Below are 20,387 nucleotides of genomic sequence, written 5' to 3' on the forward strand. Positions count from 1 at the left end.
ATCCAAAATGAATCACTTTTCTATTCAAATGTCACCTCGATCAGCTCGATTCTCATGTTCTAGTTGTCTTTGTTGAGATTTTGTAGAGACTCGTTTTTTAAACTAAACAAGAAAGAGTGGAAACTCGGACCAAAGTGCATCTTCACGAGCCATCGATCTATGAGGGTGAACAGGAGGAATCTTCGCAAGATCTCATTGAGGCAAAGATCTACTAGAATCATACATATAGAAGAGATTCATTTGGATAAATGTGATCAGGCTGGATCCTCCTGCAGTTGATGGATTTTGGCAATTTAGGGAATGGAGGAGAAAGGGATCTTGAAACGACAGCGCAACATGGGAAAAGCAATACTCTCTTGCTTCTTGGCAATGATGCTGGTTTTGCAGACGATGGCATTCTCGGTCACGGCCTTTGCGGATAGCGAACTAAGCGACTCTGGGGCCGCGGTTATTAGCGAAACCGATTCGCCAAGTCTGGACGAACCGCCTTCAGTAACCGAGGCGGTGTACGATATGCCGAACAATTCCTTGGCGATGACGGCAGCTCCGACCGACAAAACGGTGGTGTTCATGGATGCAAATGTGACCTTCCCACTGCAGGTGACGCAGGGAACGGTTGTTAGCCCCGGCGGTACGATCCAGGGCCGGCAGGCTTTTACCCTCAAATCAGAGGGCCTCAAGGTTCCGGTTAAAGGGGATTACGCAAATACACCGGATGAGAATGATACAACCAAGTACATTCAGCAGGGTGATTCCATCGAGTTAAGACGAGATACCTACTTCAACGAAGTAGTGCTGCCGACAGCTACTAAGCCGTTAATGGCAACAACCGATATGGGTGTGAAGCAGCTCGGTACTGCGTATTTCACCCCGGATAGCATCAAAATTGTTTTTGATGGTGATGATTGGTTTTTTAACGGTGTCGGACGAGGGGTTACCTTTGGCTTCGAAACCACTGCCAATTCGGATATCACAGGCATGAATTACGGTGATACGAAGCCTATCACGATTTTCGGGGGAGCGTATGAGTTAGTTAACCCGGATGTGACGGCAGCGTACAGCATCACGTTAAGCTCCCCTGGAATGATCCGGTGGGATCAGTATAGCTACCGCGGGATTCAACCTGCGCAGTTGGTGGAAGGCGCGATTACCTGGGAGTCAACGGTATCCGCATTTGATCAGTTTGATGCAGCAGTCCAATTACCGTTGGACGGAAAAATATTTTATACGAATCCTGCCAAATATAATACAGGCTTTGGTAACGTGCCTGGTATCTATATGGAAGGGTCGTTCAAAGTTAACGGCCAGGATGTAACTCCAGTTGTTGAGGCCGATGGTTCGTTAACTTATCTATTTCCGGAGGGAACAGGTCTCAATCCCAAGGTTGAATATAAAACCTGGATTCCCAAGGAAGCCTATTACTATGAGTATCGGAATCCGCCAGGCAATCTTGGTCGCAGCCACCGGGATATGCATGGCAAAGTGGAACTGAGACAGGACAGCACCATGCTGGTGCAGGCAAGTCAGGAGATTTCTTTTGCCCCTGACTGGATTCAAGCCAGCGCATCCTATGACCATGCGAATGAAACTATTACATGGAAGGTCACAGTTAACCAATATAACAAAAAAGGGTTAAAGGACTTTACGATTACAAATGTATTGCCTGCCGGGCTGGACTTTATATCAGCTGAATGGCAGACGTGGGTGGATAATACTACATCTGGGGTACAGCCCATCACACCGGATGCAAACAGCACGTATTCCTTTGGGGAGATCAACGGCAAAGTAGAACTAGTGATTAAGAGCAAGGTCACAAGCGGTTCCAGCTTCAGAATTGACCCACGTGCCAACTGGAATCTGGATACACCGAGTGGCATACAGAACAACGATGTCAAAGCCGGTACAAGGCCTAATGCCGTGACGGATGAGGCCATTGTCAACATCGGGGCACATACGTTTACCAAAACAGGCGCCATTTCAACTGAGGATTATAGCCTGGGCGGCGTTACATGGACGGTCAATCTGGCACCACAGTATAACCTGCCAGATGCCGTAGTATACGATGTGCTGGTACATGGCGGTGATTTGAACGTTCTGGACAACGCAGTGGATGTAACTGGCGAAGTGAGCACAGAAACCATTGCCAAAATCAAAGCCAACGTTAACTCGTTCCAGCTGTGGAAGCAGTATCATGAGGGATCCTTAAAAACAGCTGCAGCTGGACTTGCGACAAAGGCCATTCCTTTAACTGTAGACGGTAAAGTGGTGGCAGATTTGATCAAGGTGACCGGATATACGGATAAGGCTGCATCTTTCAGCTTCCGTTCACTGGAGACCAACCCGGATATTCTCTTCAGACAGAATATTGAATCCGGGAAAACGATTCAAAATCGGGCGCTGCTGTTTGATGGAGATACCGTAAAAACGGCAGATTACTCTGTTAATCTTCATCTGCGCATGCTGAACAAAGATATGCTCTTTGCATCGAAGCCATTGAAGACAGATGGCACACTTGAAAATGTAAGCCCGAATAACATTGGCAGTTATATTCGAAACGATAACAATGAAGCATGGACCATTTCCGCCTATGACAGGACAACCAAGACGGTCACATTCCGTTTAGGGGTAAACATGCCTGGATATAACACAGAAGAAATGGCTAAGGCTGGCGGTAATCGGGTCATTAGTAATATCAAGCTGGTGGACACACTGCCCGAGGGATGGGAATTCGTTCCGTTTTCTGAAGACGAGGAGTTTGAGCTGTGGAAAGGATTGTCCGACAATGGATCAGGTACAGAATATGGTGTCCGCAATGATGCCAGAACACGTATTGAACCAGGAACAAGTGCTCATGTCGTCAGTTTCTCTCATCAAGGAAACGAGGGGACGTTCACTTTCTCCAAGTTGGAGAGCCCATATGTCATTCTGGTAAAAGCAAGACCCTCCAATACTGCTCTGCAGAAGTATTTGGACGAATATACCACCAGCGGCATCGACAAGCAGGTAATGTATAACAAAGCCGACCTCCATATGACATGGGGTGGTGTGGAGAAGGTCCTCACTGAACAGCGCAAAGTGATTGTACCGGTTCAGACCCTGGGCAAGTCAGTAACAAAGCCAGTTCCAGGTGTACTCGAATGGACTGTTAACTATACCCCTCCATTTAATATGACACAGGGCGTATATTTGCAGGATACTATAGGTGCAGGCATGGATCTGCGTTATGAAGAAAATGGACAGCTTGTGCTAACAGCACCTAGTATGGCTGTCTATCGGGCTAAGCTGTCTGCCAGCGGAGCTCTGGAACGAGAGGGAGAAGCACTGGATCTTAGCGACCCGAATAGTGAAGTTCAGGTAGAAGCTGTCCCAGGTGCCGATGGCACAACGGTGCTAACATTTAACATGGATGGCCCTAATCAGTTCTACCAGTTTGTCTATCAAACAGAGGTTGACCCTTCCAAAGCAAAAGCTGGGGATAAAATGGGCAACGAAGTAAAGCTGATGGGCGATGATAAGCTGAAAACAGTCAGTGCCAGAAGTGAAAGTACGCTGGACAACTCAGACGTTGCCGGAAGTTCAAGCTCCAATGCCCTTCTGCCTCTGAGGAAGGTGGATCCCGACAACAATCCGCTCAAAGGTGTAGAGTTTACACTGTATAAGAAAGACAGCGGAACTCAAGTTGCCAAAGGAACAACCGACAGCAGCGGGAAGCTGAATCTGTTATTCCCGGATCCAGGATACTATGAGCTGAAGGAAACGTATATCGACACTACAACGTGGTTGCCGACTACCAAAATTTATCAGGTGTATGTAGGCAATACGCCTGGAAAGCCCATCTGGGTAGATGGCGTGAAAGTAACCTCGGATAATCCGCTGGTTGTTCCTACTCCAGCGCAAGGAAAGCTGACCATCACCAATAAGGTGGAAGGGAACGGCAGCGATCCTGCCAAGGATTTTGAATATACCGTAACTTTCGAGGGTGAAGGTAAGGACGGAGAGTATACCTATAAGAAGCCGGATAATACAATCGGCACGATCAAGAATGGTGACAAGATTAACCTGAAGCACGGAGAATCTGTAACACTCTCGGCATTGCCTGCAGGTCTGGTATATACTGTAATGGAGGCCGATTATACATCCGTTGACGGATATACGACTAACCCGGAAACGAGAGAGCTGACTGGTACAATTGTGAATAAAGGGGATCACAAGGCAGACTTCGTCAATGAACGAACCGTTAACAAGCTGACAGTCAGCAATACCGTCATGGGGAACGGTGGCGACAAGACGAAGGACTTCGAGTACACAGTCATTTTTGAGGGTACGGGTAAGGATGCAAGCTACTCCTACGTGAAGTCGGACGGCAGCACAGGTACGATCAAGTCCATGGATATCTTCAAGCTTAAGCATGGAGAGACACTGGATATTTCCGATCTGCCTAAGGGTCTGAAGTACACAGTTACCCAGAAGGAATACACAGCCGATGACTACACGACCATCCCTGAGGAACGGGAACATACCGGAATCATGGAAGGCCAAGATGAACTAGCCCCGTTCACCAACATTCGGGTGCTGAAGGGCGGCCTGCTCATCAGTAATACAGTTAAAGGCAAGGACGATGACAAAAAGAAACTGTTCAAGTACACCCTTAACTTCACAGGAGAGGGCGAGAACGAAGCTTACACCTATGAAAAATCAGACGGAAGCAGCGGCACAATCAAGAACGGAGAGACCTTTGAGCTTACAGACGGTCAGACATTTATTGTGCAAGGACTTCCAACGTATCTCGAGTATAAGGTGACACAGGATGATTACACGGAAGATGGTTATGTAACGAATCCTGAAAGTTTCGACCACGCAGGCACTATTCCAGAGAAAAAACTGGCCGAAGCGCATTTCATCAATACTCGCCCTTATTTGGAAGGCGTTCTGCGTAACAACAACACAGGAGAAGTTATTCCAAATGCACCTATTACGATAACGGACCTGAAGACCGGCAAGGAGATTCAAACGGAAACGAATGACAAGGGTGAATATGCGATTCCGGCCACAGCGGACACGGACTACACAATCACATATACCAAGTGGTATCAGGTAGGCGGAAAAGATGTTCCTGTCGAGTTCACGCAAAAAGCGAATGTAGACGGCAGCGTGACGGACGAGACCATTCCGGCTGACATTACAGCTGTAGGGATCATTCTGTTTAAGCAGCTGGATGGAACAACAGAGCTATTCAGTGAGTCATTAACCAGTCAGATGTACATCTATTTGAAGGATACGGACGGCAAGTATGTTGAGGAGAACGGTCATCCCAAGGCGTTCCCGATGGCTCCGAACGGCACGTTCTTGGTAGAGGGGCTAAGCGAGCAGAAGTACACCATGGAAGTTCGCTACCAAGCTGAGACCGGGGAGGATCTGCTCTTCAAAGTGACACAGCTGAACGTGAAAGCTGACGGAGAGCTGAATATTTCCGAGGCATTGGTCGACCCCTACGGTACGGTTTATGATGAAACGACAGGAGATGCCAGCACTGGCAAGAAAATTGAAGGAGCCAAAGTTACTCTCTACTATGCCGATACGCAGCGTAATCGAGATAACGGCCGCATTCCGGGTACGAAAGTTACCCTTCCCCCGGTTCCTAATTTTCCGCCTCATGACAACGCGAGCCCAGAGCAGTTGAGTGATGCCAACGGCTTCTACGGGTACATGGTGTTCCCTGAAGCAGATTATTACCTGATCGTAACCAAGGATGGATATGAAACGCACAGAAGCGGCACCATTTCTGTTGATTTTGACATTGTAAAATACGATGTCCCAATGAAACCGATCCGTTCCGGTGGCGGCACCGGTGGTAACGCTGGGAATGGGAACAGTGGAACGGGCAGCAGCGGTAACAGTGGTACAGACAATGGCAGTAACGAAAACAATAATGGTAGCGGTGAAATTGATAATGGTGGCAGTGAGACCGACAACGGTAGCAGCGAGACCGACAATGGTAGCAACGAGACCGACAATGGTAGCAACGAGACCGACAACGGTAGCAATGAGACCGACAATGGTAGCAGCGAAACCGACAACGGTAGCAGTGAGACCGACAACGGTAGCAGCGAGACCGACAATGGTGGCAGTGAAACCGATAATGGTAGCAGCGAGACCGACAATGGTGGCAGTGAAACCGATAATGGTAGCAGCGAGACCGACAACGGTAGCAGCGAAACCGATAATGGCAACATCGGAACCGACAACAGCAGCAACGAAACTGGCAACGGCAGCAACGAAGCCGATAACAACAGCAACGAAAGCAGCAATGTTGGTGACGAGCTGGATGATGCTCCAAAAACCGGAGACAACAGCGTTTCGCCAATGTTGTATATGGTTCTGGCGTTGATGTCTTTGGTGACAATCGGACTCTGTCTACTCAGTAATAAGAAGAAAACGCACATGTAGTAGATAGGAAAGGCGGTAAGAAAGGAATGAGCAAAACCAAAAAAATGCTTATCGCCGTTTCCTCCCTTTTGTTGGTGTTTTCTCTCGTCAGTATGACAAGAATTTTTTTGCGGGATTATACGGAGCAACAGAAAATTGAAGAGCTGACAGAGGTTTGGGAGGAAGGATCAAACCAAGGTGGAGGGGATGCAATCCCCTCCTTTTTGTCCAATAAGGCGAATAAGCAGGTCATGCTTCCCGAATTCCGGAATCTTTACGAGAGGAACTCGGACATTATCGGCTGGCTGAAAATGGACGGCACCCGGATTGAGTATCCGGTCATGCAGAATCCACAGGATGCCGAGTACTATCTCAATCATGATTTTGATAAAAGGGAAAATACAGGTGGGCTTCCTTTTTTGGATAAGGATAGTCAGGCTGACACTTCGAACATTTTGCTGATTCACGGACACCATATGAAAAGCGGCTGGATGTTCAAAGACTTGATGAAATATAAGAACGAGAGCTTCTATAAGGAGCATGCCACGTTCCAATTCAGCACACTTTACGAGAAAGAAGAGTATGAGATTGTAGCTGTTATTCTGTCAGAGGTCTACCTGAAATCGGATGACGTTTTTAAATACTACCAGATTGGGGAGATCAACACCCCCGCCGAGTTCGATTCCTATGTAAAGAATATGAAGAAGCTTGCTCTCTATGATACAGGTGTAACAGCCCAGTATGGCGATAAGCTTGTTGTGCTGTCCACGTGCGAGTACTCGACTGAAAATGGAAGGCTGGCCGTGGTCGCGCGAAAGCGTTGAGGTGATGCTGATACAAGAAATGATATAGGAAATGACTCTGCTTCATATCGCGTTCTCCTTCTGGAGGGCGCGATTTTTTTGTCGCCAAAACGTTGAGGTTACTTATACCTGTATTTAGGATAATGCTCGTTCAACTCGCGTATTCAACGAGGTTCGGCGTAGGACTCCGACCGGTTCTAGGTTGTCCAATTTGCATGGTATAATAAAATGAATTCAACATGGAAGGGACTGAACTATGCGCAGATATCAATATCTTGAACCTACCCTATCAAAAATCAATGGAGGTGAAAGTATTGATTACAGAATTACAGACAGAGCGTCTGCAACTGAGGAAAATGCAGGTATCAGATTCACCGGGTTTATTTAAAATCTGGTCTGATCCGGAGGTTACTCGATTTATGAATGTTCGTTGTTTCACGGCTGAAAATCAAGCAATCGAAATGATTCAGCTTCTGGATGATCTATCACAGGACAATAAGGCTATTCGTTTCTCCATCATACACAAAGAATCGGGCGAAATTATAGGATCATGTGGGTATAATGCCTTCAATTTTGTAAATGGAACAGCGGAAATTGGTTATGACCTAGCCAAATTGTACTGGGGAAAAGGTTATGCTTCAGAGGCGGTTTCGAGTTTGGTCGAGTATGCTCTCTTATCATGGAAGCTGAAACGAATCGAAGCAAAGGTAGAACCTGAAAACCGGAATTCCATAAAGCTCTTGCAAAAGCTTGGTTTCACGTATGAAGGAATCCTTAGTCAAGATGAAGGCGCAGAAGAAGCAGCGAGTGATCTCTATTTATACTCAAAATCAACATCCAATTAAACTAATCTATCAGGATTACGATAGTAGCATAAACTTTAGTTTAGCCGTACGGGCTCGTAGACCGTACGGCTATATTGCATTTTACGTAAATCAACATAATTTTATATTAAGTCGTTAGTCAAATAAGATACAATGAAATGTAGTATAGGGCATCCAGGCGGGTGCCTTTAGGTTTGCCCGCACACAAGGCTATATCGTGTTGAAGATATTCGAAGATATTAAATTTGAGTTGAAATGGTGGGTTCATGAAAGAATTATACAGTCAGGTAAACCGAAGAACATATTATATATCCATGTTAACGATCATTGTACTTATGGTGTGGGGACTTATCCTATCGAGGTCCGAGCTAAAGGGCATTACGATAGGCTATGGTATCCATTTTGCGTGTGTAGCAATTATATCGGTGTGTTTGCTGGTCTATCCGAGGCATGAAACTTACTTTTTTAGAAAGATCATCATTATGATGGGGTTCGCTTATTTCTATACTCTTTTCTTTTTGTACCCGGATACCTGGACCACCTATATTATGATATGCCTAATTCCTTCTCTTGCCATTTTGTTTTTTGATATGAAATTGTTTTACTTCTCCATGGTTTTAAATGGAATACTGATCCTGATCACTTTCGTTTACATTACTCTAATTGACCAGGGACAGGTGTATACATATGTACATTACGATCTTGTAGGCAATTTAATCAATATCATAGCCAGCCAAGTGCTGCTGTTTCTCATATTTCATTTATCCTTCAGTCGGATGAAAAAGCAGCAGCTCTATTATGAGCAGGTACAACAAGCAGAGCGCTTGAAGATGATCGCTAATCTGACCGCTGCTGTGGCGCATGAAATTAGGAATCCGGTTACTGTTGTTCGAGGTTTTTTGCAGTTATATCAGCAAGATCCCGCTTTTGACGTTTCGGACAAGAGCAAGTTTAAATTAATGATCGATGAACTGAATACGGTTGAACACATCACTTCTCAATTCCTAACCCTCTCCAAGCCCAACGGAGATTTGAAACCGGAGAGAGTCGATGTGAAGGATGTCCTTCATAGTGTTACAAGTCTGCTAAGTTCATATGCAATGCTATCGGATAATCATATTGATATAGATGTTGAGGAAGACTGTACGATTCTCATTAATACGATTGAGTTCAAGCAGCTGCTTATGAATTTAATCAAAAATGCAGTGGAAGCATCGGAGGCAGGCATGTCTGTCTCTATCACAGCAAGGAGAAATCGTCAATATATTGAGATAAGAATTACTGATCAAGGAAGCGGAATGTCAGAAGATGAGGTGAAGTCACTAGGCACTCCTTTTTATTCGTTAAAAAGTAATGGAACAGGGCTGGGGTTGATGATCTGTTTTAATATTGTAGAAAAGTATGGTGGAGGAATTCATTATCAAAGCTCCAAGGGACGTGGAACAACAGTTATTGTTCGCTTCTTAGCTGTAAATGACAAGTAAACAGCTATCATAGAACGGTTCCTCTTCCTCTTGTTGAATGGGACTTAAGGGTTTGTTATAATGCACACATTACATCACGAAGAAGGGAGCACTGTATAATGAAAAAGGCCAAACATACCTGTCCATCCAACAGCAAGGCATTCGGCTTGGCTCTGCAGGCTCTTGTGTTCATGTCAGATAGTCCAAATCGCTATCCAAGCACCAATATTGCTGATCACTTGTGTTCGGAAGCGACGTTGATCCGCCGGATATTGGCGAAGCTGGCTCAGGAAAATATTCTTGAAGTCCGGGAAGGTCGCGATGGGGGATACCGGATGAAGGCAACACCGGAGTCAGTCACTCTGGCTGATATATATCAGGCACTCCAGACCGATGTATCACTATGCGAAGGTATGCTTGAATCTACAGGTGAGCACGCATTCGGCTTACAGATGCATGATATGTTCAGCGATATATCGGATGAAATTAACAATAGCGTTCTGAATATTTTACAAAAATACACCATTGCCGATATGGCCAATAAAATGAACCCCGTAACGGAATAATTGACAACGATCTATTCCGCATATATACTGTGCTTATATTAGCACAGTTAAGTGGTTTATTTTTTTGTTCTTAACTGTGCTAAATAATACACAGTATAGATATGGGAGGCTAAACGGAATGGAGAGCACAAAACAAGAGCAAAGTTTCATGGGTGTTGTCAAAGAAAGACGTTCAGTACGGCATTACGATCCTGCCTTCAATATTTCCGAGCAGGAACTGAAAGATATTTTGACTGAAGCTACCCTTGCTCCGTCAGGTGCAAATATGCAGCCATGGAAATTCGTTGTCTTCAATGATCAGGCTTTGAAGGAACAGCTGCTTCCCATTGCCAATAACCAACAGCAAGTGGTGAATGCCTCGGCTGTCATCGCGGTGCTTGGTGATCTGGAGTACATTAGACAGGTGGACTCTGTTTATGACACTTCCGTAGAAGCTGGTTACATGACCCAAGAAGTCAAGGAAACACTGGTTACCAATATGAAGGGAATGCTGGCATCCATGGATCCTCAATATATTAAGGAGGGTGTAATATTCGATTGTGGTCTTGTATCGATGCAGCTCATGCTAGCCGCACGCGCACGCGGTTACGATACCGTTGCCATGGCTGGGTATGACAAGGAGAAATTCACCCAGGCATTTGATATCCCCAATCAGTATGTGCCAACTATACTCATAGCCATCGGTAAAGCATCACAACCGGGGCATCCAACCACACGTCTTCCGATTGATGAGATGACATTTTGGAACGGTATAACAAGATAATGGGAAGAATGCTGCCGAGGATTTCCCTTGGTTAGGGTTCTTCTAGCGATTGCAGGATAGGTAAAACATAAAAACGTTAAAGGCTGCCATGATGGCAGCCTTTTTCTATGGATATACCTTATTCTACTTCAATCTCCTTCACCGTCTCACCCTCCACTTTATTCGCTAAATAGTAATGGAACAGGGCTGGGGTTAATGATTTGCTTTAATATTGTAGAAAAGTTTGGCGGAGAAATTCGTTATCATAGTTCCAAGGGAGACGCACAACAGTCACTGTTCGCTTCTTGCCTGCAAATGAGAACTCAAAGTGTAGACTAAGTATTCTTACGTAGCATATTTACGCTAAATGGTACGTTATCAATAATGGAAAAATTAATGACAAATATGGCGTAAAAAGGTTTGGTGGATGTAGGCGATGTCTTGTAACAGAGGGACAGCACCTACTTTTATTAACATCGTATTGCGCCCCTTTTGTCCTCTCTAGGTCTTCTTGAGATCATAGTAATTTTATAGATTTTTCTTGATTGACTAACATATCTCGAGTGAGTAGAATAAAAACACAAATCAAGGATGAAATGTGATTCTTGAATGTGAAATCGGCATTATAGTTGTCTGCGGCGTGACCAATTGTGAATCAGACAAGCTTAGGTAGTGTACTTGATAGGAGTATATGTCAGATGTATTTGTGGATGATAGTGCTGGCAGTACTGAGGAGGATTGTAACTATTACATAAAGTAATTTGAGAGATGTATACATCAGCAGAAAAAGGATGAATTATTCAAAAACTAAATCATTTAAGGGGAACAGATGAAAAAGAATTTTAAAGCAAAATCCTTATCAATCCTATCTACAGTCGCTATCCTTAGCGCCATGGTACCACATGCCTCGGCTTCGGTAACTTTGAGCGATATTTCAAGCAGCTATGCCAAGGAAGAGATTAATGAACTTGTCCAAAAAGGGATTATTTATGGCACTGGTGATGGTAAATTTAATCCAACGAGTAATATAAAGCGACAGGACTTCGCTATCCTGCTGGTAAGAGCATTGAATCTGGATACCGACAACCCTCCACAATCACCTTCCTTTAAAGATGTTCCTCAAAACAACTATGCATTCTCTGCTATAGAGGCCGCTGTCAAAGCTGGTCTAATTAAAGGTATGGGTAATGGAGTTTTTGGTATCAATCAAAATCTTACCCGTGAGCAAATGGCTGTCATCTTTGTGAACGCACTAGGAGTTAATAGTGCAGGAAAGGGTCAAAATCTAGCGTTTTCGGATGTCAATTCAATTTCTGACTGGGCTAAAGATGCAGTTGGTGCTGCTGTCGAATTGGAACTAATGAAGGGGAATCCGGATGGTACGTTTAAACCTTATAATCAAGCAAGTCGTCAGGAAGTAGCTCTGGTCGCATATAAGTTTCTAAATGAAAAGACTAAGATTGATGAACAAAAGCCGTCTGTGACACCCCCGCCTACTCCAATACCGCAAACACCAACTCCAATACCAGTCCCAACACCTTCTACTGGTGGTACACCTTCGACAGGTACAGGAGGGAATTCCTCAAATAATGGAGATTTGGAAATCGCCAATCTGGTAAAAGCAGCAATCGCAGCCTTGCCAGCAAAAGGTGATGTAATGCTGACCGACAAAACAGCTGTGGAAAAAGCGCGCACAGAGTATGGGGCGTTAACTACGGCTCAAAAGACGATGGTAGGAGATATCTCGCGTTTGACAGAAGCGGAAGCAGCAATTGCTGAATTGGAAGCCCAAGCAGCCGCTGATCTGGAAACTGCCAATCGGGTGAAGGCAGCAATTGAAGGCCTACCTGTAAAAGAGGACGTAGAGCTTGCTGACAAAGCAGCCGTGGAAGAAGCCCGAACAAAGTATGAGGCACTAACTGCGACTCAAAAAGCGCTGGTAGGAGATATCACACGTTTGACAGAAGCGGAAGCAGCAATTGTGGAATTGGAAGCCCAAGCCGCAGCAGATCTAGAGGCCGCCAATCTAGTGAAGCTAGCAATTGAAGGATTACCTGTAAAAGAGGAAGTAGTGCTGACAGACAAAACAGATGTGGAAGAAGCGCGCACAAAGTATGAGGTACTCACTGCAACTCAAAAAGCACTGGTAGGAGATATCACACGATTGACAGAAGCGGAAGCAGCAATTGTGGAATTGGAAGCCCAAGCCGCAGCAGATCTAGAGGCCGCCAATCTAGTGAAGCTAGCAATTGAAGGATTACCTGTAAAAGAGGACGTAGTGCTGACAGACAAAACAGATGTGGATCAAGCGCGCACAAAGTATGAGGCGCTAACTGCGACTCAAAAAGCGCTGGTAGGAGATATCACGCGATTGACAGAAGCGGAAGCAGCGATTGTGGAATTGGAAGCCCAAGCCGCAGCAGATCTAGAGGCCGCCAATCTAGTGAAGGTAGCAATTGAAGGCTTGCCTGTGAAAGAGGACGTAGTGCTGACAGACAAAACAGCTGTGGAAGAAGCGCGCACAAAGTATGAGGCACTCACTGCAACTCAAAAAGCACTGGTAGGAGATATCACGCGTTTGACAGAAGCGGAAGCAGCAATTGCTCAATTGGAAATCCAAGCCGCAGCAGATCTAGAAGCCGCCAATCTGGTGAAGGCAGCAATCGAGGGCTTACCTGTAAAAGAGAACGTAGAGCTTGCTGACAAAGCAGAGGTGGAAGAAGCCCGAACTAAGTATGAGTCACTCACTGCAACTCAAAAAGCGTTGGTAGGAGATATCACACGTTTGACAGAAGCGGAAGCAGCAATTGCTGATTGGCAAGTAATTGCACTAGCTATAGAGAATTTGAAAGTAACGTATAATGGAGTCGATGTTTCAGTCTTATTACCAAACAATCAGGATGGAGCTAATGTTACTTGGTCATTAAAAGATCCAACGCAGTCATCTATTATTGATGTTTTAAATGGTGACATTATCCGTGCCGGTTTAACAGCTGATACGAACATTGTGCTCGTAGCCACCATTATCTCAGGATCTAAGTCGACTAATAAGGAGTTTGTAATTACTGTTCAAGCTGAGGTTGCTGAACCTAAGTCTATCCTCAGTAAAGAAATTACAAATTTCGATTTTACCAATGTCTATGCGACTCAAGCTAGGGAAGAAAGTAACAAAATTATCTCAACAGATTTCAAAACTAACCCTAAACATTTCACAATTAGTGATGGGAATATTACAATACCTGTCGACCTCACCTGGGATATTCCTTTGAATGGTTTCTCTACCGGACAGGTAGTTGGATCGGCAATTGATAGTTTCATTCAGGACTACTGCAATGCGCATGGAATTAATTTAGGGGATCGGACAGTAGGTGGGTATGGATTTGAAGACACATTCTTTATATCTACATTTAAGACTGGATCCTCGGCTGCTATAACACTAGGTGGGAACGACTGGTCGTTTTTCTTTCAAAATAATCATTGGACGGGCACAGACGAAGATAGCACCAAAAATCGCACGTTTGTTGTTAGTGATGGTGTGAATCAGGCGTCTATTGTATTGCGTCAAAAATTTACCGACATGAGTAACCTGGTAACCTATCTAAATAATCAATTGCAGTCTGCATCAGTTTCTGTCACAGCTGAGCAAGTAAATGAGAGTCAATTCAAACTTGTATCCAATAGTTCGAATACTGATATCACTATTACCGGAAACGATAAAGAGCAGTTCTTTGATAATTAAGAATTTAAACAAGATATGGTAGTAATAAAGCGAGAACTTATAAGCAAAAAAGGCTGTCGATGAATTCGACGGCCTTTTTGTGCATTTGGAAAATCCTTGAGTGCCACCTATATCCAGTGGTGGAGGAAAGAATATCTATGAGTGAACGGGATGGTTTAAACCAATTCTTCCCTTATTCTACTTCAATCTCCTTCACTGTCTCACCCTCCACCAGGACAGGCTGGTAATAGGTGTTGTTGGGCAGATCCTTTTTGCCTTGCAGCTTCTTAATGACCCAATCGGCAGCGTCGCGGCCCATTTGCTCTTGGGGATGGGTTAGCGTGGTGAGTTTAATGTTGGCGTTCTTGGCAATGTACGAATTGTCCTGTCCAATAATGGATAACTCATCCGGGATGGATATGCCCAGTCTTCGGCAGGCATGCACCACTTCCAGCCCCACCTCGTCGTTGTAACATACGATGGCGGTTAGAGCTTCCCTGTTATCGTTCAGAAACGTTTCCAGATTAGCGGACAGATCCGGTTTCGAGGCTGTATCGAACGAAAGCACCTGCTCGGGATGGAACCGTAACTTGGCTTCGCCCAATGCTTTGATATACCCCTTCATCCGGTACTTTCCTTGCAAATCATCCATTTTCGCTATAAGCCCAATCTGGGTATGCCCTTTGGCGATTAATTCCCGGGTGGCCAGATAGCTGGACTGTACATCATCCAGACAGAAGAAGGGAACCTCCAGCTCTTCGTAAAAGGCATTGATCATCGTGAACGGTACATCCTGCTCCTTAAATGACAGGTAGTACGCGATGTTGGGATTGTACAGATTGCTCTTGGTCGGCTCCACAATCAGACCATCGACCCCATAGGAGAGCATCATCTCCAGCGCTTTTTTCTCTTGGGCAACATCATTATTAGTGCTGGCTAACAGCAGTGAATAATTATCTTCGTTCAATCGGCTTTCAATGCCGCGAATGATCGAGGGGAAGATGTAATCAGAGATGTACGTCGTGATGACACCAATCGTTTTCTTCATCGTTGTTCCGCCGGATCTGGACCGGTATTGGTTGCTGACATAGGTGCCAGATCCCTTCTCGCTTCTCAGAAAGCCTTCATTCGACAGCTCCAAAATGGCCTTCCGAACCGTCTGGCGGCTCACATTGTAGCTCTCCTGCAGAGCGGACTCTGTTGGAATCTGTTCTCCCACGTTATATGTCCCCGAAAGGATATGGCTCTTTATATCATCAATAATGACTTGGTATTTTGGCTTCACGCAATCCACTTCTTTCATGATTACTCATCTATAGAAACGTTATGGTTCAAATAGTTGTACGTACATATTTTAGCATGATTCTAGTCTAATGAAAATAAAACAGCATATTTCCCGAAATAAACCGTACAATTCAGGTTCAATTACATGAAACTGTACACTACAGCATACCCTTAAGCAAGCATAAAAAGACATGCTAAACAGTAATAACATGTTCTTTGTAAGTATAAATATTATATATTATTGACAGATGTACGTACAAAAATTATACTAAGGCTGTCAGAAAAGGAAAGCGCCTTCTTAAATAAGGATTGCTGCTGTTCATTCACCAGAAGTGATCGCAACAGCAGTACACATTTTATACGAATTCATAAATTCATTCTATGCCGTTGCAGCTTTGGTCCTTTAATGTAACTACCAGCCTTGGGATATAAAACGGCGATCAGAGAGGGGACAACCATGGTTATGAGTCATGAGCAGATGAAAGAGGCCATTGAAAAGGGAGCTACATCCCTGGGCATCGAGTTCGGGTCAACGCGGATCAAGGCCGTATTGATTAACGAACGTTTCGACACCATCGCATCCGGAAGTTACGAATGGGAGAATCTCCTGAAAGACGGATATTGGACGTACAACCAGGAGGATATCATCACGGGCATGCAAACCGCGTACCGCGAGATGAAGCAGGATGTGGAACAGAAGTACGGCATCACGCTGCAAACCATTGGTTCCATTGGCTTCTCCGCCATGATGCACGGATATGTTGCACTGGATCGTACAGGTGAACTGCTGGTACCGTTCCGGACATGGCGTAATGCAACAACTGGAGTGGCAGCGAAGGAGTTAACAGATCTTCTTCAGTTCAACATTCCTGAACGCTGGAGCATCGCACACTTGTATCAGGCCATATTGAACGAGGAGGAGCATCTGCCTCGTATTGATGCCCTGACCACACTGGCTGGATACATTCACTGGTTGTTAACCGGTAATAAAGCGATTGGAATTGGTGATGCTTCAGGCATTTTCCCAATCGATGAGTCCACACATAATTATCATCCAACCATGATCAAGCAGTTCGACGAACTGATCGCAGGCCGAGGCTATCCATGGACATTGGAAGAGCTTCTTCCCAAGGTATATCTCGCGGGCGAGGATGCAGGTACGTTAACGGATGCCGGGGCCAAGCTGCTTGACCCTGCAGGAGACTTGCAAGCAGGCATTCGGTTATGTCCGCCGGAGGGTGATGCCGGAACAGGCATGGTTGCAACGAACAGCGTGAGAAAACGTACGGGCAATATCTCTGTCGGCACATCCGTCTTTGCCATGATCGTCCTGGAAAATGAACTGTCCAAAGTGTATCCCGAGATCGATATGGTCACAACGCCGGACGGCAGCCCGGTGGGTATGGTTCATGCCAACAACTGCTCCAGCGACATCAATGCCTGGATCGGATTGTTCCGTGAATTCTCTGAGGCCATGGGATACGAAGCCGATAGCGGCAAGCTCTTCAGTGTCTTGTTTAACAAGGCACTTGAAGCAGACCCGGATGGCGGCGGCCTGCTGAGCTACGGATACTATTCCGGCGAGAACATTACGGGGATCGACAAGGGCCGTCCGTTGTTCGTTCGTTCACCTGAAAGCCGGTTTAACCTGGCCAACTTCATGCGTACCCATCTATTCACAGCCTTCGGTGCACTGAAGATCGGGATGGATATTTTGACGGAAAAAGAGCATGTAGCTATCGACAGCATCTTGGCTCATGGTGGATTGTTCAAAACGCCAGTCGTTGGACAGCGGATCGTTGCAGCAGCGATGAATGTGCCCGTATCCGTTATGTCCACGGCGGGGGAAGGCGGAGCATGGGGCATGGCGCTTCTCGCTTCGTACATGATCAATAAGGATGAGCAGGAGAGTCTGGATATATTCCTGGAGCAAAAGGTATTCAGCGATGTCGCTGGAGAGGAAGTAGCACCGGACCCATCGGATGTCAAAGGATTTGAATCATTTATCGAACGCTACCGGAAGGGCCTGGCCATTGAGCAGGCGGCTGTTGATCATCTGGTAGAGAACGGGAGGGACTAAGATGTTAGAGCAATTGAAACAAGAGGTTTACGAGGCGAATCTGGAGCTGCCAAAGCATGGTCTTGTGAAGTTCACTTGGGGTAACGTCAGCGCCATTGATCGGGATAGCGGATTGTTTGTAATCAAACCGAGCGGCGTCAGCTACGATGCCATGAAGCCAAGCGACATGGTTGTTGTCGATCTGGATGGCAACGTGGTCGAGGGTGAGATGAGACCATCCTCGGATACAGCAACCCACGCCGTTTTATATAAGCATTACTCCGAAATTGGCGGGATTGTGCATACGCACTCCACGTGGGCGACCATCTGGGCCCAAGCTGGATTGGATGTACCTGTTATGGGAACTACACATGCGGATACGTTCTATGGTGCGGTACCTTGTGCACGTTTCCTGAACCAGAATGAGGTTGATCGCGGGTACGAAGCGGAGACAGGACGTGTCATTATTGAAACGTTTGAACAGCGTGGGATTGATGTTATGGCAGTTCCGGCCGTGTTGCTCCATGGTCATGCACCGTTTACCTGGGGGAAAGATGCGAAGGCGGCTGTGGTGAACAGTGTTGTGCTGGAGGAAGTATGCAAAATGAACCTGTATGCGCGGCAGCTAAACAACTTTGCCAAAGAACTGCCGCAAGGCATTCTGGATAAGCACTATCTGCGGAAACACGGAAAAGACGCGTATTACGGACAGAAGTAATTTGGTTATGTAGTGATCGGTTAATAATAATTCAAGCGAATAAGTTGTTTGTTACTACTACCAATGAAGTTGTATCAAACTTTTACACGAATAACGGAGAGTGCAGTACCAATCTGTAGAAGCGAAGCGCTCGCCTTTATAACCGGATATCATCCTTATTAAAATTGATCAAAGAAATCCGGGGATAACCAGCGATCGGAAGATGGTACTGCAATCGGAGTGATAAGTGTAAACCCATATGTTCAACTATAAAAAAATGAAATGAGGATGATTACATGTCAGCAGCAGCAAAAGAATTTTGGTTTGTCGTTGGTTCGCAGCATCTCTATGGTGAAGAAGCACTGGGCGAGGTCAAAGCCAATGCACAGAAAATTACGGATGCCCTGAATGCAAGCGGCGTTCTGCCATACCCACTCGTATTGCAGGATCTGGCGGTAAGCGCGGATAAAATCACAAGCATCATGAAAGAAGTCAACTATCGCGATGAAGTAGCGGGTGTTATTACTTGGATGCATACTTTCTCTCCAGCGAAAATGTGGATTCGTGGTACAAAACTGCTGCAAAAACCACTGCTTCATCTGGCTACGCAATACAATGAAAGCATTCCTTGGGCCACCATCGATATGGACTTCATGAACCTGAACCAGGCAGCACACGGTGACCGTGAATATGGTTTTATCAATGCGCGTCTGAGAAAACAAAACAAAATTGTCGTTGGTTACTGGGAGCGCCCAGAAGTGCAGCAGCAGGTTGCGGATTGGATGGACGTGGCGGTTGCGTATAACGAAAGCTTCAATATTAAAGTGGCCCGTTTTGGCGACAACATGCGCAATGTGGGTGTAACTGAAGGGGATAAAGTGGAGGCACAGATCCAATTCGGTTGGACGGTCGACTACTTCGGCATCGGTGATCTCGTACAGGTTGTGAATGCGGTGACGGAGCAGGAAATCGATGACCTGATCAGCCAATACGCGGAGCTGTATGAATTCGATTATGGTACAAACAGCAAGGAAGCTTGGGAAGCCAGTGTGCGTGTGCAAGCCAGTTATGAAATTGCAATTAAACGCTTCCTCGACGAGGGCGGATACACTGCATTCACCACCAACTTCGAAGATCTGCATGGCATGAAGCAGCTTCCGGGTCTGGCTGTGCAGCGCCTGATGGCCCAAGGATATGGATTTGCCGGTGAAGGTGACTGGAAAACAGCTGCACTTGATCGCTTGCTGAAAATCATGAGCCATAACGAAAATACGGGCTTCATGGAAGATTACACATATGAAATGGCTGCTGGACAGGAAGCTATCCTTCAATCTCACATGCTTGAAGTAGATCCTACTCTCGCCAGCACCAAACCGAGAATCATCGTGTCCCCACTGGGTATTGGCGATCGCGAAGATCCGGCACGTCTGGTATTCGATGGCAAAGCAGGCGAGGGCGTTGTCGTATCCATGGCTGACTTCGGAACGCATTATAAACTGTTGATCAATGAAGTTTCTGCATTCGAGCCAACTGTACCAGCACCGAACCTGCCCGTGGCACGTGTATTGTGGAACGTGAAGCCAAACTTCCAGGATGGGGTTAAAGCCTGGATCGAAAATGGCGGCGGTCACCACACCGTTGTTTCCTTGAACCTGACAACAGATCAGATCGTAACGTATGCGAAGCTGGTTAACCTGGAATACGTAGTCATTAAATAAACATAAATTAATTTTTTCGTGATTGGACTCATATCCATGATTGTCTAGTGGCCGAGGGGATTCCCTCGGCCCTTTGTCATGCTGTGA

General features: G+C 45.7%; 11 protein-coding genes. 10 read left to right on the plus strand and 1 reads right to left on the minus strand.

Annotated features, from left to right (window positions below):
• Positions 1-318: 318 nt before the first annotated feature.
• From ABIC22_RS10035 to ABIC22_RS10065, 7 genes are all read left to right on the plus strand, one after another.
• Positions 319-6,447, plus strand: coding sequence for a DUF7601 domain-containing protein (locus ABIC22_RS10035; RefSeq protein WP_354480525.1), 6,129 nt, complete (start codon positions 319-321; stop codon positions 6,445-6,447).
• A 26-nt stretch (positions 6,448-6,473) separates the two neighbouring features.
• A complete protein-coding gene (locus ABIC22_RS10040) occupies positions 6,474-7,250 on the plus strand; it encodes a class B sortase (RefSeq protein WP_354480527.1) in 777 nt (258 codons plus the stop codon).
• Positions 7,251-7,543: 293 nt separating this feature from the next.
• A complete protein-coding gene (locus tag ABIC22_RS10045) occupies positions 7,544-8,074 on the plus strand; it encodes a GNAT family N-acetyltransferase (protein WP_354485919.1) in 531 nt (176 codons plus the stop codon).
• A gap of 656 nt (positions 8,075-8,730) precedes the next feature.
• The gene (locus ABIC22_RS10050; RefSeq protein WP_354480529.1) at positions 8,731-9,537 is read left to right on the plus strand and encodes an ATP-binding protein; all 807 of its coding nucleotides are present in this window, start codon (positions 8,731-8,733) and stop codon (positions 9,535-9,537) included.
• Positions 9,538-9,635: 98 nt separating this feature from the next.
• Positions 9,636-10,082, plus strand: coding sequence for an RrF2 family transcriptional regulator (locus ABIC22_RS10055; protein ID WP_354480531.1), 447 nt, complete (start codon positions 9,636-9,638; stop codon positions 10,080-10,082).
• 118 nt (positions 10,083-10,200) lie between these two features.
• Positions 10,201-10,845 carry a nitroreductase family protein gene (locus tag ABIC22_RS10060; RefSeq protein WP_354480533.1) on the plus strand — a complete coding sequence of 215 codons (645 nt, stop codon included), beginning with the start codon at positions 10,201-10,203 and terminating at the stop codon, positions 10,843-10,845.
• 808 nt (positions 10,846-11,653) lie between these two features.
• On the plus strand, positions 11,654-14,563 hold the full coding sequence (locus tag ABIC22_RS10065; RefSeq protein WP_354480535.1) for an S-layer homology domain-containing protein: 2,910 nt from the start codon (positions 11,654-11,656) through the stop codon (positions 14,561-14,563).
• Between the two features lie 172 nt (positions 14,564-14,735).
• On the opposite strand, the gene ABIC22_RS10070 is transcribed toward ABIC22_RS10065, so the two are convergent.
• A complete protein-coding gene (locus ABIC22_RS10070; RefSeq protein WP_354480536.1) occupies positions 14,736-15,827 on the minus strand; it encodes a GntR family transcriptional regulator in 1,092 nt (363 codons plus the stop codon).
• Between the two features lie 462 nt (positions 15,828-16,289).
• Here ABIC22_RS10070 and ABIC22_RS10075 point away from each other — a divergent pair, with 462 nt between their 5' ends.
• From ABIC22_RS10075 to araA, 3 genes are all read left to right on the plus strand, one after another.
• Positions 16,290-17,906 carry a xylulokinase gene (locus ABIC22_RS10075; protein WP_354485921.1) on the plus strand — a complete coding sequence of 539 codons (1,617 nt, stop codon included), beginning with the start codon at positions 16,290-16,292 and terminating at the stop codon, positions 17,904-17,906.
• Between the two features lies 1 nt (position 17,907).
• Positions 17,908-18,603 (plus strand): L-ribulose-5-phosphate 4-epimerase, encoded by a 696-nt coding sequence (locus ABIC22_RS10080; RefSeq protein ID WP_095290617.1) that lies wholly within the window; start codon positions 17,908-17,910, stop codon positions 18,601-18,603.
• A 275-nt stretch (positions 18,604-18,878) separates the two neighbouring features.
• On the plus strand, positions 18,879-20,300 hold the full coding sequence (araA, locus tag ABIC22_RS10085; protein ID WP_336782601.1) for an L-arabinose isomerase: 1,422 nt from the start codon (positions 18,879-18,881) through the stop codon (positions 20,298-20,300).
• Positions 20,301-20,387 lie beyond the last annotated feature (87 nt).

The sequence above is a fragment of the Paenibacillus sp. PvP094 genome, from assembly GCF_040546835.1.
Classification (GTDB): domain Bacteria; phylum Bacillota; class Bacilli; order Paenibacillales; family Paenibacillaceae; genus Paenibacillus; species Paenibacillus illinoisensis.